Consider the following 16,000-nt stretch of genomic DNA (forward strand, 5'->3'; position numbering starts at 1 on the left):
CGAGTCTGTCGTGCCAGACTCGCAGGATGGACCAGCCAAGAGACACGGAACTCGACAGCATCCTGATCGGTGGTCGTGAGCAACGTGCGATCGTCATCGTCGATTACGACGACACATGGCCCTCAAAAGCAGCTTCCATGGCTCAACAGATCCAGGACTCCCTGGGCCCAGCTGCGCTGTCGGTCGAACACATCGGTTCGACCTCAGTCCCTGGACTGGCTGCGAAACCGGTGATCGACATGCTGCTTGTCGTGGCCGACATTGACGACGAGCAGTCCTACATTGTGCCAATGGAATCCATCGGCTTGCGGCTCCGTGTCCGAGAATACGGCCACCGGATGCTCCGCACGGCGGAGTTGGACTTCCACGTGCACGTTCTTCCGCCAGAGTCCGCTGAGCAGATCGACTACCTCGACCTCCGCGACTGGCTCCGGGTCAGTGCTGCAGACCGTGCACTCTACGGATCCACAAAGCGGACGCTCGCGGCCAACACCTGGAGCGACATAAACCACTACGCCGACGCCAAGAGTGCAGTCATCCAGCAGATACTGACCCATGCACGCAACTGGCGAGCAAGCCAGCCCGCCAGCTGAACCGTCCCCGGCGAACCACGTCCCGGCGAAGGTTCTGCTACCGCTCGGCAACGGTGAACAACCGCGTCGGGTCATTGGCGAGCGACACGTGGCGCGTTCGGAGAATTCCACCTGAAGAGGGTCAGATGCCACAGCCCGAGGCGTTTGCGCGAAGGGTCAACGAGGCCATTCGCACCAAGGGCCTCCAGCCGCCGACGAACATGCCACGAAGAGGGCTCGCCTCCGGCCTTCACAATGTCTTGCCAGGGCGCGAGTGCGTCCGCAAGGTCGATACCGGCTGCAATGAGAACAGCCGGGTTGCGCAGATCGACGATGTTATGGGCTTCCACCTGAAATTCCAGCAAGACGAGCTCGGCGACACGACCCTGGGTATGAGCGCTCATCGCCGCGTCGACTCCCTGAGGAGATGAGCTCAGGTACAGAGTCGGTTGAGACGGTTCCGAGTACCTGCCGGCAAGACGCGAACCCAGAAGGGCCGTGTCGAGGTGTGAGGGATCTACGGCGCGATAGAACGAGCCGGAAATGCTGGACCAGACATCTCCAACTTGTTCCACCGAGGGTTCACCCGACACTGATTCGCTCCCAACGACATCTCGACCGCTCACTTGACGGCACCTAGCGCACCGGGCGTCGCGCCGTGACCCGGTGAAGGTTCCTTTTGCGGGGAACACCACGACAGTGGTCATTTCACTCTTGGGTTTTAGGACACCGAGAACAGCTCGCCTGAATGGAAGAATCGAAAATGACCACGCCGAAGAATAACAACAAGCCCTGGACGCCGACCGACAATGCGAAGCTGCGCACGGAGGCAAAGGGCAACACGCCCACCCGAGTGATCGGACTTCACATGGGACGTACCCCGAGCGCAGTTCAGTCGCATGCCGCGGACATCGGGGTGTCGCTGAAGCCGACGAACCAGAGCCCCTACGGCACCAGCAAGAAGTAGGAGGTGAGATGTGTGCTGTAAATACGCGGGCACACATCTCGACAAACGCCATCACCTCGCGTAGCATTATGAACGCAGACCCCCCCGCACACGTGGATAAGGGGGTCTCGCTGTTTAACCACTAGATTTTCTTGGGCACTCGCGCGAGATCGCGCTCACTGAGGTATTTCGTGTACCACTCCCACGCGAACTCGTTGTGAGCGTGACGGTCCACATGCGCGTTCGCGGACCACGCGACGAGATCCGCCATCTGGACGAGCTGCGATCCATGCGAATCCAGATGGATGGCATCCTCAATCACGCGACGTTCCGCAAGCTTTAGATTGCGATGCGTCGATCGGTAACTCATGTCACTTCCGTCGCCGTCCATGAAAATAAGGGCGAGAGACTCTTCTTCGGCGAGCTCGTGCTCGAATTGCGTGACGAGCGCGGCATACGCCTCTTGGCGGGTGCGCGCCAGGTGCTGCGGATCATCATTTCGCCACACGGCTCCCACCCGCAGCCCCTCTGAGGACCTCAATGTCTGCAGACACTCGAGAGCGACCTCGCGACCAAAGTCCTTCCAGTACTCCACGCCGGCATGCACATGCCGATCCGGGATACGCTTGGAGATCCGACCTCGACCGTTGACGTACTCGGTCGTGTGCAACTCCTCGACGACGGGGATTCCGAATTCCCGCCAAAGTCGCTTGCGGGTATCGAGCCAGCTGCGCAACACGCCCGCCCAGTGATCGGGTGCGAACTCGATCCATCCGTAGATGACGAGACCGGACTGGGGATGACCAGAATCGTCGACATAGATCATCCGGTTTAGATGCGCGCTCACCACGCAACTCTAAGCGGTCGCATAGCCCTCGGAATGAGGATGCGAAGCCGAGCATCTGCTTCACAACCCTAGGGATATGAAGCGTCTCACGCTCCATCTCCTGCGCCTTTCGAGGACGCCAGATCTCGTGGTGCGGTGATTCTCATAACTACGTCGCTTAACCTGCTGGCTGCATGACGGTAGTCACCGTCAGTTGCGAGACATCCCGTACTGTCACGAAAGGCCTAGGCCTCGGACTGGCCGCTAATTCTTGGAGAGAAGCTTCGCACCGTCAGGCCGTAGCTCCCCCGACGGTGAAACATGGCGGTACAGCGTCTGCCGAGTGAACCCAAGCTCCTTGCAAAGTTCACGGACCTTCGTCTACCTCTGACCAATGGCGGCCATGGCCAGGCGAATCTTGGCCGGCGTCATCTTGAACGGACGCCCACCCGTCCTCCCCCGTGCTCGCGCCGCGGCGAGCCCGGCCACGGTGCGCTCAGAGATAAGGACCCGCTCGAACTCGGCCAGGGGGGCAACGCCGCGACGATTGTGCAAACCAGTACGGACGTTTGTGCAGGCGACTTCGGAAAATGACCGTTCGGTGCCACCATCCGGCGTGGCGCCGGAATCACTACCGCGTACCGCGTAGTAGTGTGTGATGCGTCAGAGGAGATACATGGACACCACGCAGCTACTCAAAGGAGTGCTCGACGTCGCGGTGCTCGCCGTGATTCAGGAAGAAGACGGCTATGGCTACGACATTGTGCGGCGCCTGCGCGCTGCCGGCCTCAAGGAGGTGGGAGACGCCTCGGTTTATGGAACCCTTCGGCGCCTCTATACCGCGGGTGCATTGTCAACCTATGTCGTGCCCTCCGATGGCGGGCCGCACCGCAAGTACTACGGAATCAACACTGAGGGACGGACCATGCTTGCCGAACAACGAGCCAGCTGGACTCGGTTCGCCAACACAATGTCACTCCTCCTCACAGAACAGCACCAGCCCACCGCTACCATCCGCACGATCGGGGATAAGTCATGAGCACGACCACTTCACCCACCCTGGCCATTCGTGATTTTGCCGCTGCCGTGCGCGCCGCGCTCAGCGACCTTCCCAGTGAAGATGTCGAAGAACTCACGGACGGACTTGAAGGGGATCTGACCGAGCAAGCCGAGGATCTCGATGCGCCGGGTTTTGATCCGGGCGATGCTGTCGGCTACGCCGACGAGTTGCGGGCCGCGGCCGGGCTACCGGTTCGGGGAAAGCCGCGGCTGGCATCCGCCTGGACCGCCAATGAACTTCGCACCTGGGCCAGCGCACAGCGATCGAACCTCGCCCGAAAGGCACGATCGACAGTGATCGGCTCGCACACCCTGGACTTCTTCATCTCACTCCGACCGTTCTGGTGGGTGCTACGGGGCTGGGCCGTCTACAAGGTCATTACGGCTCTAGTTATCGGCAACAGCATTGCCAGTACTCTGCCGTCGAATGGTGGTGAGTGGGTTCTGCTCCTGCTATTTGTCACCGTCAGCGTGCAATGGGGACGGGGACGATGGCTGACCTGGTCATGGCTGCCACCGCTTAGGACACTGGTCAGTGTCTGCTCGATCATCGCGCTGCCATTTCTTCTTGTGCTCGCCACAGCGTGGAATAGTTCGGCCGACCAATACGTGGAGGACTATGTTCCACCAGGCTTGCTGCTCGACGGCAACGAGGTCTTCAATGTGTTCGCCTATGACTCAGACGGTCAACCTCTGACCGGCGTGCAGCTCTTCGACCAGGATGGAAAACCACTCACGACCGTCGGCGATCCAAACGCCACACCGTGGGCTACCACATACGGCGCCGACGGGACGGAGGTCCTCTTGGTCCCCAGCTCCGACGTACCGGGGAGAACCGGTTGGAACGTTTTCCCCCTCAACACGGTCGACTCGGTGGACTATAACTTGCAACCCAGTGGCGAGCCCGACCTCTCCACCGCTGCTCCGGCCGTGCCACCCTTTGCCCAAGTGCGGCCCCTCACACAGCAGACGCCGACGGCCCCGCCGACTCCCGCTCCCTCTTCGTCGCCGCCCGTCGCTCTCGAACCGAGCGCCACACCTACACCAAACTCCAACGGAGACAAATGAGCGAGTCACCGCAGACCAATCCCGCACCGCGAAAGATCAGCCCATCAGCGATCGACCTGCCGCCAACTCAACCACTCGACATCACCGCATGGCTCACATTCGAACGAGACAACGAATAGTCCTCGCGTCGCTTCGGGTGGATTCGCTGTCACCTGGATGACTAACGACTGACCGCGGTGTGTCAGGGCGACTCCAAGAGCCACGCCGGCGAGTGTCAAAGAATGAAGAAACCGACCTTGTCTGACGTAAGTTCCACACTAGGATCTGACGTCCAGCTGGGGTGTACCCCACAATGGCGGAACGATAGAACAGATGGTCAACACCCCAGGGCGTCAATATCTGCTGCCTTGAAACCGTTTTTGGCGAGAGTCTGATCTGGAGGCGGAAGCCACTCCCTGTCTACCGTGAAGACTGTCGCACACACAATCAAGTCAGGATGTTCAGGGATCTCTGCGGCCGCCGCGTTTCGCCCAAGCGAGCCTTGCGTAGTTTGTCTTCGAAAGAGTTCATAACCCGGTTTCTGTGGTCGATACCGCTGAAGTCATACCGCTCACCGATCACCTGGCGCAAGTATTGTCGAATCTTTTCGCGTTCGTCGTCCGTTAGTCGCACGTCCGATATGTATGCGTATCTAGCCACGGAGGAGAGAAAGCCAGCCGAAAACCAGCTTTTCACAGCGCGCGGTTCAAGCGTCGACAAAGAATCGACCCACGCGGTGGAATCGGACGCGTAAAGAGCCAGCGTACGAATGAGTCCGCCAAAATGGGCATTCTCCATGCCAGACATCTGGACGGAACCAAGCAGAGGAACCAGACTTGGCGAACTCAAACAATATTGGATACCGCTCAGGGTCACGAAACAAGGAAGCACCCGCAAGACGGCCGCTTTGAACGACTTGAACTCGTCGTCTGTCGCGTCATCTTTCTTGTGAACCTCTCGAATCACGTCGTCAATGTCGGGCGCGTCTTTGAGTTCACTTTCATACAGATCTACAAAGCCAACCCAGGCAACCAAGAGCTTCCGAAGCACTCGCGCCTTGAGCTGTTGATCCCTACTCTCGTCAGTGTCGCGCAGAACACGAGACGCGAGGTCTACGACGAGCATGGCAATGCGCGCGGGTGAGAGATCTTCTATTCTCGCGGTGAGGAAGGCAGGGCGGTCGGAATCGTCCGTGTCGTCATAGTAAGAACGGCTGATGCCGCCTCTTTCAACGGCATCAGGCTGCGCCTCCGCTTGGTCTTCGGCGGCACCTCCGCTGTCCTTGAAAAGATCCTGCGGTGCTTCCAAACGGCGTATGTTTCCGAATATCGCTCCGGATGGAGGAGCAACTGTGATCAGTTCTATCTGACGCTCCATCAACTCCAATACGGCGGCATCATTTCGGCTCATGGCGGCATAGGTGCGGACGATCGAAGCAAGCTGCAGAGGGGCTGAGAACACCAACTTGCGAAACTCGTCGTCTTCTTGAGCCGCGATCCCCGCCATGAGCTCAAGATATGCGGAACGCTGAAAGCGAATGGTGTTTTCGGGCCCTCGGCTTAGCACCCGACGCTTGATCAGATCGCTTATGCAGTCCCACGCGTCGTGCGGCCAACCAAGGTCTGCGAATAGCTCTGATACCCATCCGATGAACTCGGTCGCCGTCGCTTTGTCTTCTCGCGCCTCTACGAGTTTTCGAGCCAAGGCAACGAGCACGAAACGTTTGTTCCGGAGGGTGAGCGCCGATCGACTGCGCTCCCGAATGAATTCACCAATGAGAAGCAGATTGAGGTACTGGTCCAGCACCGCAATTTCGGAATCCTCCTCCTTCAAGTTGCTGCCATTTCGGATCAATTCGATCAGCAAGGTGATGGTGAATGGATTTCGAGGGAGGTGCTTTTCCCGGATGACGATCATCACGGCTTGGACAACGCGTTGTTCATCACCCGGCGCAACTCGCCGAGCAAGCTCTTGGGCTTCAGAGTTACTGAACCGGCCCAAGTAAACAAGTGAAACGTTCGCGACTCCGTGCGCTTTCAAAGCGTTAACAATTTCCAATGCGTCGTGCTGACGAACTCCGATCACCTTGAGCTTGCTTGCGTTTTGCGACAGGTCTCGTATAGCTCGTTGGAATCGTTCCGAAGTCTCGAAACGAAGATTATCCACTCCGAGCACACACCGAGCTATCTCGGTTTCCCCCGCTGGGTTGATGTTCCAATCTCGATAAATGCGTTCCACGGTCTTTGAGATAGGGCGCGGTCCAGCGACCAGGGGCTCATCGACTGTTATGGCGTGAAGTGCGGAATTGGCCGTCATCGCTTCATGGAGGATCCAGGCCAAGGCCGTAGAGACGCCTGAGTTCTCTTCTCCTGCTACGACGATGACGTCGCTCGACTCTATGTGTTCCGCGATGTCAACAGGATCGACCCTGTTGCGTTCCGATTCCAGAACCGAATTCGTCGCGTACTGGTCATGCGGTTCGGGCAAGAAAATCGGTGTGACGATTAGATCCCGGATTGACTTATCATCCAGAGTTTCAGTGTCACGCCAGAGCGCAGAGTTGTCTCGTATCCGATTCTCGAGATGCTCAAGCGATCGCGATCGCGCATCAATTGATGGAGCGATTTCTTTATCGACTTTGAGGCCGTGAAGAAAGCCCGGGAGTTCTTCGTGACTCTCTCCGTAAGAGATGTCCACGACGGCATCGAGCGTGGATTCTTCCCTCATTTCGGACGCGCGACAGAGTCTGAAATGTGCGTTGTGGGTTCCGGGAAATGCACGTGCGAAGTCATTAATCATAGACTTGAAGTTCGGATCTTCTGTGCCCGAGCCGAATCCCACAAAGAGGAAAGTCTTCATCGTGAACGCGGATGTTTGAACCGTTTGCGCCGCAGAATCAGAGACTATGCGCCTGTAATCATCGGCGGTGAAAATAACGCTCGACGCATCGGACCAAATCCCATGTAGATGCCCGATAGCGTCTACTTCGTAGTTGGCAATTTTTCGCATAGTGTCTGGTTGCGACCAGGTGGCGCTCGCACGCCCAGTGCTTTGTTCTAGAAGGGTGTCGTAGTTGGTGGTGAAGAGCGGAGCACCGAGTGCTGCAAGCGCATCGGGAATGCTCTTGTCCTCGACTGGAAGCTCCCCGATCGCGCTGCTGAGCCATCGAGGGAACCGATCATGATCCCCTTCGTTCAGTTCTTGACGTAGCTCGCTGGCTATATTCGTCAGGTCGGACACTCTCGGATCCTCTAGATAGTTCTCAACTCGCAAGCGGAGAAGGGCTCCACGGTTCTCGTGCTTCTTTTCGACGTGGCTGATTCCGTCCGCTAACAGGCCCAGCCAAGTTCCGGCAGGTGAGTTATTCGAGATTCCAGCGGACACTCCAGTACCCGCAACCACGACCACGTCACCGCGCCCTAATGCTTCTCTCAGCTTTTCGATTGCCTGCATGTGTTCCCCCTAGCTCCAACAAGACCTGACAGAACTCGCTTTCGAACAGCGGCGCCCTGAATTTGAAAAACTGTTCCCCTGCGACATGGATCAAAATGTTCCCGGCATTTTGCGTGAATGTCTTGAGCGGTGATGAGTCAAAGGGCGGAGACGACTTCGGAAGCGGCCTCGAGCTCATCCAATATCCGTAGCGTGGGAAGTGAATTCACGATCGCTACTGTTTGGACGCTGACTGTGACGATGCGTTTGAGCAGATTCAGGACGTACTCGGGATCATTGTGCTCGGTGGCCCAATCATTCGGGTCGTTGACGATCCCGCTGTCCTTGTCCTGCTTTACGCGATAGCGCTCGATGATCCACTCAACTGCGGATCGGGAGCCGAGCATATATTCGTGCGCTTCATCCGGAATACCTGTGAGAGTGATCTCATCGTTGTATCGAATCGTCGTCTTATCCCAGGCGCCGGCCTTGCCACCAAAGCGCATCTTGGTGACGCGTAGATCAGGGACAGTATTCTGCCCAGTCGTTGAAGTCACCATTTCAAGTGGATAAGGAACCACTGACTCGTAGCCGAGATGAAGAGCAGAGAGCCGTCGTCCCGACTCAGCGAAAGACGCAAAGTCGGTTGCATCCGCCAGGTTCGGAATGCGCGGCAACATCTTCTTGAGGTCCCCCGCGTAGGTCATGCGGTAGTCGGGGGAGTGCAGGAGTCCATAGATGAAGAAGAAAACGTCGTCCTTTGTCACCTCAGATCCGTATCGCTCCCGGTAGTCCGTGATGATCTCATCGGAAATATTGTCGACACGCGTGTACGGTTCGCCGTCGCCGAAGATATCCAGTTCAGTGTCACCGCTTCGCGGTTCGTATGTGTAGCGCGGGAAGAATTGTCCCGTGTCCAATGTGTGCAGATCGGGAAGACAGTCAACGATGTAGGGCGTGAATGCGTAGTGCGAAGCCGGCGATGTAATCACGATTCCGACGTTGGGCTGGGCAGCCGTCGGGAACATCGTTTCCAGCTTGTAGACCATGTCGTTGAGCCGGCGATCGAAGTAGACGTGCTGCTTGCTGAAAGGCCTGTATGTGCTTATTCGCACAGCATCCTGGTGCACTGAATACTTGGTCCCGCGCGCCACCCGCGCCTTGTCCGCGCGGTTCCAGCTGATGCTGCGTGCGTCGAAATCGATGACGCTATCAATATCTTTCGTGGCCTTACCGGAACTCTCGAAGGCGTCAACCTGCCCGTTGTAGAACAAAACCATCTTCTCGACGTTCTGCATCAGGTCCTCACGTGACGAGTTATACACCCACGAATCGCGGGCAGTCGCTAGCCCTCGTGAGTAGCTCGTGAACACTGTGCGGCCCGGCGCGTCCTTATCGCCGATCGGAGTGAAGGCTCCGAAGGCATCGTCGCGTTTGTTTAGCCAATCCCCCTCATCGTTTGGAGTGACCGGCTCCCACGGCACACCCTGGATGCTGCCGTATTCGGCGACAAGTGACAGTTTCTGCTCACGAGTGAGGTAGTCACCAATGTCGCGGTAGTGCAACCACCCATGCTCGGTGGCATCCGGATTCTTCACGAGGACCGAGATAGCTACCGTGGCACGACTCCCTGCACCGAAGACCTTGCCTCCTTCACGGCGGGATTGTTCGCCCGATGTCCTTTGGTTGCCACGAAGGTTGAACACGTAGAGGGAGCTGAACTCTTCCGTGAGGCTCTTCCGGAGGCCGTCTGCGGTGTTGCCGTCGAGGAAGCCACCGTTGGAGACGAAGGCGACCACGCCGCGGTCTTTGATCCGGTCGCTGGCCCAACGGATGGCACGGATATAGGAGTCATAGAGGCTGTTCTTGTTCTGCGCAGTGGACTTTGCCGCATAAGTGGCGGCGATGCGGGCGTCCAGGGACGGATACTTCAGATTCTGATTGTTGTCATTGGCGCTGTCCTGGCCGGACGAGTAAGGAGGGTTCCCGACGATTACCCGAATGTCGAGCGCGTTCTGAGCTTTGACGCGTTCGTTGTTGTCGCCGAAGATCCCGCCATCGTCGTAACGGTCATCGTCCTCGGACGTCTGGAACGTGTCGGTAAGCACGATTCCGGGGAAGGGCTCATAACCTTTGACCCCGAAACTTTCCGCATGGGAGCCGCCGGTGTCTTTGACGAGACCGTGGAAGGTCTCCTCAATGTTCACGGCGGCCACATAGTAGGCCAGCAGCACGATCTCGCTGGCGTGCAGCTCGTGCCGATACTTCCGAACCAAGTCAGCGGGCTTGATCAGCCCGGACTGCAGCAGCCGAACGATAAACGTGCCGGTACCGGTGAAGGGGTCAAGAATGTGCACTCCCTCGTCCGACAGCGTCACCCCAAATTCTTTTCGCAGGACGTCGTCGGCGCTTTTGAGGATGAAGTCGACGATCTCGTTCGGCGTGTAGACGATACCGAGGCGTTCGTGGGTGTCTTTGAAGGCGCCGGAGAAGAACTTTTCGTAGAGGCGTTTGATGGTGGTCTGCTTGCCGGCAGCATCGGTGATGCCCTCCACGCTGCGGCGAACGCTAGCGTAGAAGGACTCGAGCTCTTTGGTCTCGGTGTGCAGGTTGCTGCCCTCGAGCGCGTCGACCATGCGCTGCATCACTTGGGAGACCGGGTTGTTGGCGCTGAACGAGTAGTCCTTGAAAAGAGCGTCGAAGATCGGTTCGGTGATCAGGTGCTGGGACAGCATCTCGATCGCGTCCGCTTCCGTGATCGATGGGTTCAAGTTGTCTTGGAGCCCGCCCACGAATGCGGCGAATTCGACGCGGATGTGTTCGTTAGATCCGTGGACAAGGCTGGCGATCCGGGTCCGTTGGCGTTTGGCGATCTCGGCGACGTCGCGGGCCCAGTTCTCCCAGTAGTCGCGTTCGCCGACCTTGTCGACGATTTTCGCGTAGACAGCTGTGCGCCAATCCGCGCCGATTTTTGACCAGTCCATGGGGACCGGGACGTTGTCTTGGAGGTTTTCACCGTTCTCCTGGTCGCCGTTCCACGGGTCGCGTGCATCGATGATCTGGATTTGGTTGTCGCTACGGCCGTTGAGGTCGAGCTGCTCGATCTTGGCTTCAAAACGTTCGTCATGGGCGCGGAGGGCACGGAGAACATCCCAGACGACCTTGTATTTGGTGTTGTCGTTGAGTGCCTGCTCGGGCGTCATATCGGCGGACACGGCGATGGGCAAGATGATGTAGCCGTAGTCCTTGCCCTCGACCTTGCGCATCACCCGGCCAACGCTCTGCACGACGTCGACCTGGCTGTCACGGGAGTTGAGGAAGATCACCGCATCGAGCGCCGGCACGTCCACACCTTCGCTGAGGCAGCGCGCGTTGGTGAGGATGCGGCACAGGTTGTCGTCGGGGTCGGTTTCAGCTTTCAACCAGTCGAGCATCTGGTTGCGGATCATCACGTTCATCGTGCCGTCGACGTGCTTGGCTTCCAGCCGCAGGGGTGACTCTCCTGTCAAGTTCTGGTCTGCGGCGTGCTCGCCGCTTTGTTCTGCTGCACTGGGGAACGAGACGCTGGGTGCCCTGGTGTAAATACCGTCGTAGCCGTTGAGCATGGACTGCACCTTCTGGCTGTCCTTGATTGAACGGGAGAATGCCACGGCCCGACGCAGGGGAGCTCGGTCGGCCGCATTGGATCCGAGGCCTTGGACACCGCGTTTGGCGAGGCCGTTGTAGATGCCCACGATGCGGGCAGCATCTGGGATGTTCAGATCTCCGTCGACCGCGAAGCTCTCCTGGAAGTCGGCACCGATCGTGCCTTCATCGACGGTGAGGACCAGGACCCGGTAATCAGTGAGAAGGTCGCGTTCCACAGCGTCACCGAAGCCCAGACGGTGGAAGGTCGGACCAAAGGTTGCTTCGTCGTCCATGCTCACGAGCACCGCGTTCTTCTCGGAGGCTTTCGTGCGTACTGCTTCGCCGTAAATCTTCGGTGTCGCGGTCATATACAGGCGCTTCTTCGCCTTGATCGCACTTTCGTCGTGGACGCGGAGGAACGAGGACTCGACACCCTTCTCGAGTGTGAAACCCGCGGTCCTGTGGGCTTCATCACAGACGACCAGGTCGAACTCGGGCAAACCCGCAGCCTGCGCTTTGGCCACCACATCAACAGACTGGTACGTCGAGAAGTACACGGTCATACCCTCGGGGTTCTCCGCTTTTGCAACTTCGGCGAGGAGCTGCGCGGTACTGGTCGTCGCGGGGTAAGCCAGGTCGGAGACGGAGTAGTCCTCCGCGTATTTGCCGACCTTGTTGTCCGAGCAGATCGCGAACGCCCGAAGCGGCAAGGTCCGCTCGGCCGCCCACTCCTTGAGTGTCTGCGACAACAAAGCAATAGAAGGCACCAGGAACAACACCGACCCGCCAGCACCGGCAACGGACTCCGCGAGACGAAGGCTCGTGAACGTCTTGCCGGTCCCACAAGCCATGATGAGCTTGCCGCGGGGAGAGGCCTTAAAGCCCTTGGCCACGTCGGCGACGGCTTCCTCTTGATGAGGGCGCAGCTGCTTGAGAGTGGGCGCCACGAGCTCGTCTGGCTTCGCGAGCGAATACTGGGACCAGTCAATCTCGGACTGGGCGAGGTCATCGACGCCCACCCGCCAGGTCTTCACATAATTATCGATGAGGGCGTCCGCAGCGTGCTTGGACCACTTCTCCGTGGTCGAGATCACCATGCGGCTAGTGAATGGGTGCTTGCCTGACGCGGTGAAGAACGAGTCGATATCGCCCTTCGTGATGGAATGGGTTGGCGCATAGAACTTACATTGGATGGCGCAGAAACCGTCGCCGTAGCGCTCCTTGGCAACCAGGTCCACGCCGGTGTCGACCTTGCCGTTGCGCCCTGGCCAGTCCTGCCACAACCAGACATCTTCGAATCGTGCCGTCCACACGGGATCCGTCGTCAGGTATGCGCGTGCGAGCCGTTCGAGCAGAAGCCCCTTCTCACGGGTGTCACGCGCCATCTGGGCGTACTCGTCAAGAAGGTCATGAATCGTCGTCATTGCAACTCCAGATCGCGTTCGCGCAAGCGAACCCCCCATGGCCACACAGCGGCCTAAAAATTAGCCTATTGCAGCCTCCCTGCACGGTGAGCCATGCCCCGGGATGCGGTGGTGATCACTCGTCGACCACCGATTGGTGTTCCAGACAGGAACCCCCTGCCTAGTGCGCGGTTAACGGCTCTGGGACCGCTGCCGCGACCGTAGCTGCAGCTGCGGTCGCTCCTACCGCTGCTGCAGCTCTTACCGCTGCTGCCGCAGCTGCGGATGCGGCTGCCGAGGCGGCCGCTATCGCAGCCCCCTCCGATGAGGCAACTAGTGCCGCCATTGCCGCGTTGGCTGATGCATTCTCGCCTATCGGAACATTCGCTGCATCGTGGGTCGAGTCGTGCGTAGCGCGCCGCAGCAACATCGTGCTCCGCAACATGCTGAAAAAGTACAAGAGCGTTATCAGTGCTGACGCTATCCACAGCATGACGCCAGCCAACCCTGTAAACGTGATGTCTATTGTGACAAGGGCCATCAGGGCGAAGACCGCCATGAACCCTGTCACGTAATGCAAAACGAGGATCCACATCGGGACGCCGCCAGCTCCTGAAACGCTCTTTAGAAGAACGAATACGATGAAGAGAGAGAGATATAAGCCGAAGGCCATTTGCGCAGTGTCGGGGTTGAAGTCCATGGTTGTTGACGCTATCGGATATTGGATCTGCTGATGAGCATAGGGAACTGGACCCATCTGATCTCCGAGATTATTTCCCTTCTGTGATTCGTCGGAGGTCAGAGGCCACAGGAGTCTTGCGATGTTGAGGTTGCGGGAGGCCTCGTCAAACGAGGCGAACAAAGCCGCACTCTCGGCAGCCCCAGAACGGACTTTCATCTGTGCCCTCGATCACCATGGGGAGCAGGCATCGCTCGCAGTTGGGCACACCAAGGTCGTCCATGTCGGACACACTACGCCGGGCACTGCCCCGGACACCTTCGATTAATCCGGTCCATCGTCTGGCCGGGCGACCGCTCGACAGGCACCGGCCAGGATCACACCGCTCCCCCGGGACCCATCGGCCTCGACCCTGTTGACCAGGTCGCACGAACGTCGGCCACTCGGCCCGTCAGCCCTGACGGTGAGCGGAACACGGATGAGGCAGTGCTCGCAGTCGGGTGGCACGCCCAGATCATCCGGGCCCCGGACGGCACAGACCTGCCGCGGGGCAGGTTCCGCGTCATCTGTCATTTTCCGTTCACGTCTGCACAGCATCGCGTGTGTTCCCGGGGTTGTGCAGGCGAGTGTTGAGCACTGGTTTTTCCGTTCACCTCTGCACTAAAATGGGTTTTGCTCACTACTCCTCTGCACAATAAGGAGGTGGCGGGGTGGACGCGGAATCGGTACGTTTTGCTGAGTCCGGCACGTTGACGATGCCGGATGTTTTGTGGGATCGCACGATGAGGGTGTCGGCGGTAATTGCACCGTTGGCGGCTCGAGCGGTCGTGGGTCGGGCCGCGGTCGATGCGGCCGCATTATCGCTGGGGATATCGCGCCGCCAGGTCTATGTGCTGATCAAACGCCATCGAACGGGGTCGGGGTTGCTGACGGACTTGGCTCCCGGACGTTCCTCGCATGGGAAAGGCACATGGCGTCTGAACGCCGAGGTCGAGGACCTTGTTCGTGAGGTGGTGCGGAAGCAGTTCCTGACCCGGCAGAAGCGAACCCAGGCGGCGGTATACCGCGACATCGCGGGAGCGTGCCGGATGCGACGGCTTCCAGTTCCAGCGCGGAACACGGTGGAGCGTCGGATTCGGGCGTTGAATCCGGTGGAGGTCGGCCGGCGTCGGGGCGGTCCGAATGCGGTGCGGTCGTTGCAGTCCGCCGGCGGCAACGTGCCGGTTATCGGCACCATTTTGGAGCAGGTGCAGATTGATCACACGGTCATCGACGTGATCGTCGTCGACGAGAGGGAACGACAACCGATCGGGCGCCCGTATCTGACCGTGGCGATCGATGTGTGCAGCCGGTCCCTGGTGGGGATGGTTGTCACACTGGAGGCACCGTCAGCCGTGTCGGTGGGCTTGTGCCTGGCCCATGCTGCCACCGATAAGCGGCCGTGGCTGGAGAGCTTGGGTGTTGACGCATCGTGGCCGATGAGTGGGAAGCCACGCCAGCTGTACCTCGACAATGCCAGCGAATTCAAGAGTGAGGCGCTGCGTCGCGGGTGTGAGCAGCACGGGATCGAGTTGGCGTATCGGCCTCCGGGCCGGCCGCACTACGGCGGAATCGTGGAGCGGGTGATTGGCACCGCGATGCAGCAGGTTCACGAACTTCCTGGGACCACGTTCTCCAATCCGGTCGCGCGTGGCCGGTATGACTCGGAGCGGATGGCGATGTTGACGCTTGGCGAGTTGGAGAAATGGTTGGCCTTGGCCGTGGCCAGCTATCACGGCAGTATTCACGGCACGTTGGGGCAGACACCTACTGGCCGGTGGGCCGAAGGAGTTGCCGCGACCGGGATGCCGGCGGTGGTCTCGAACCCGACAGCGTTCCTGATCGACTTTCTCCCCGTTGTGCGGCGCACCCTGACGCGGACGGGATTCGTCATCGACCACGTCCACTACTTCGCCAACGCGTTGAAACCGTGGATCAGCCGGCGCAACACGTTGGATGCGTTCTTGATCCGGCGGGACCCGCGGGACCTCAGCCGGATCTGGGTGTTGGACCCCGACGGTCACGTCTATGTAGAGGTGCCGTACCGGACGATGGCGAACCCGGTCGTGAGCCTCTGGGAGCACCAGCGTGCCCTGGCCCGGTTACGTGAGCGTGGCATCGCGCAGGTGGATGAGGCAGTCCTGTTCCGCATGATCGAGCAGATGAGGGATATCGCCAGCACCGCGTCGAAAACCACCAAACGCATGCGCCGCGATACGCAGCGACGTGACACCACAACTGCCGAGGCAAAGAACCGCGCCCCTAGCCCTGGCACCGTGGTGCCGCCGGAACCTTCGAAGGAATGCCAGGAGGACACGCAGGCCACTGCGGCACGGGTGGTTCGATTCGATCAGATCGAGCAGTGGTGAC

At 59.2% G+C, this 16,000-nt stretch carries 10 protein-coding genes and 1 pseudogene; 5 read left to right on the forward strand and 6 right to left on the reverse strand.

The features are described 5' to 3' along the window. The first annotated feature begins 26 nt into the window (after window positions 1-26). Window positions 27-593, forward strand: coding sequence for a GrpB family protein (locus tag CXY82_RS08785; RefSeq protein WP_104170589.1), 567 nt, complete (start codon window positions 27-29; stop codon window positions 591-593). A gap of 71 nt (window positions 594-664) precedes the next feature. On the opposite strand, the gene CXY82_RS08790 is transcribed toward CXY82_RS08785, so the two are convergent. Beyond that, on the reverse strand, window positions 665-1,279 hold the full coding sequence (locus tag CXY82_RS08790) for an RES family NAD+ phosphorylase (RefSeq protein ID WP_104170590.1): 615 nt from the start codon (window positions 1,277-1,279) through the stop codon (window positions 665-667). A 56-nt stretch (window positions 1,280-1,335) separates the two neighbouring features. Between CXY82_RS08790 and CXY82_RS08795 the strand changes: the two genes are divergently transcribed. Continuing rightward, window positions 1,336-1,539, forward strand: coding sequence for a hypothetical protein (locus CXY82_RS08795; RefSeq protein WP_104170648.1), 204 nt, complete (start codon window positions 1,336-1,338; stop codon window positions 1,537-1,539). Between the two features lie 121 nt (window positions 1,540-1,660). Here the strand turns inward: CXY82_RS08795 and CXY82_RS08800 are convergent, their stop codons facing one another. Beyond that, entirely contained in the window at window positions 1,661-2,365 is a 705-nt protein-coding gene (locus tag CXY82_RS08800; protein WP_104170649.1) for a DUF3800 domain-containing protein, read from the reverse strand. A gap of 243 nt (window positions 2,366-2,608) precedes the next feature. Next, window positions 2,609-2,878, reverse strand: a pseudogene (locus CXY82_RS18370) (recombinase family protein); the annotation flags it as partial. 142 nt (window positions 2,879-3,020) lie between these two features. On the opposite strand from CXY82_RS18370, the gene CXY82_RS08815 reads away from it, so the two are divergent. Continuing rightward, on the forward strand, window positions 3,021-3,383 hold the full coding sequence (locus tag CXY82_RS08815) for a PadR family transcriptional regulator (RefSeq protein ID WP_104170591.1): 363 nt from the start codon (window positions 3,021-3,023) through the stop codon (window positions 3,381-3,383). Further along, window positions 3,380-4,471, forward strand: a complete 1,092-nt coding sequence (locus CXY82_RS08820) for a hypothetical protein (RefSeq protein WP_104170592.1) — start codon at window positions 3,380-3,382, stop codon at window positions 4,469-4,471. Before CXY82_RS08815 ends, CXY82_RS08820 begins: the two co-directional genes overlap by 4 nt. Window positions 4,472-4,897: 426 nt before the next feature. Here CXY82_RS08820 and CXY82_RS08825 read toward each other — a convergent pair whose 3' ends face one another. From CXY82_RS08825 to CXY82_RS08835, 3 genes are all read right to left on the reverse strand, one after another. After that, window positions 4,898-7,903, reverse strand: coding sequence for an SIR2 family protein (locus CXY82_RS08825; RefSeq protein ID WP_104170593.1), 3,006 nt, complete (start codon window positions 7,901-7,903; stop codon window positions 4,898-4,900). Between the two features lie 137 nt (window positions 7,904-8,040). Then, window positions 8,041-12,933: a type ISP restriction/modification enzyme gene (locus tag CXY82_RS08830; protein ID WP_104170594.1), complete on the reverse strand. Its 4,893-nt coding sequence runs from the start codon at window positions 12,931-12,933 to the stop codon at window positions 8,041-8,043. Window positions 12,934-13,093: 160 nt separating this feature from the next. Next, window positions 13,094-13,774 carry a hypothetical protein gene (locus tag CXY82_RS08835; RefSeq protein ID WP_146069088.1) on the reverse strand — a complete coding sequence of 227 codons (681 nt, stop codon included), beginning with the start codon at window positions 13,772-13,774 and terminating at the stop codon, window positions 13,094-13,096. A gap of 527 nt (window positions 13,775-14,301) precedes the next feature. Here CXY82_RS08835 and CXY82_RS08840 point away from each other — a divergent pair. After that, window positions 14,302-15,999 carry a DDE-type integrase/transposase/recombinase gene (locus CXY82_RS08840; RefSeq protein ID WP_104170596.1) on the forward strand — a complete coding sequence of 566 codons (1,698 nt, stop codon included), beginning with the start codon at window positions 14,302-14,304 and terminating at the stop codon, window positions 15,997-15,999. The last annotated feature ends 1 nt before the right edge of the window (window position 16,000 follow it).

The sequence above is a fragment of the Cryobacterium sp. M23 genome, from assembly GCF_002929655.1.
Classification (GTDB): Bacteria; Actinomycetota; Actinomycetes; order Actinomycetales; family Microbacteriaceae; genus Cryobacterium; species Cryobacterium sandaracinum.

Coding starts and splice junctions, on each gene's coding strand:
- CXY82_RS08785 (WP_104170589.1), top strand. CDS start 27: ATGGACCAGCCAAGAGACACGGAACTCGACAGCATCCTGATCGGTGGT.
- CXY82_RS08790 (WP_104170590.1), bottom strand. CDS start 1,279: ATGACCACTGTCGTGGTGTTCCCCGCAAAAGGAACCTTCACCGGGTCA.
- CXY82_RS08795 (WP_104170648.1), top strand. CDS start 1,336: ATGACCACGCCGAAGAATAACAACAAGCCCTGGACGCCGACCGACAAT.
- CXY82_RS08815 (WP_104170591.1), top strand. CDS start 3,021: ATGGACACCACGCAGCTACTCAAAGGAGTGCTCGACGTCGCGGTGCTC.
- CXY82_RS08820 (WP_104170592.1), top strand. CDS start 3,380: ATGAGCACGACCACTTCACCCACCCTGGCCATTCGTGATTTTGCCGCT.
- CXY82_RS08825 (WP_104170593.1), bottom strand. CDS start 7,903: ATGCAGGCAATCGAAAAGCTGAGAGAAGCATTAGGGCGCGGTGACGTG.
- CXY82_RS08830 (WP_104170594.1), bottom strand. CDS start 12,933: ATGACGACGATTCATGACCTTCTTGACGAGTACGCCCAGATGGCGCGT.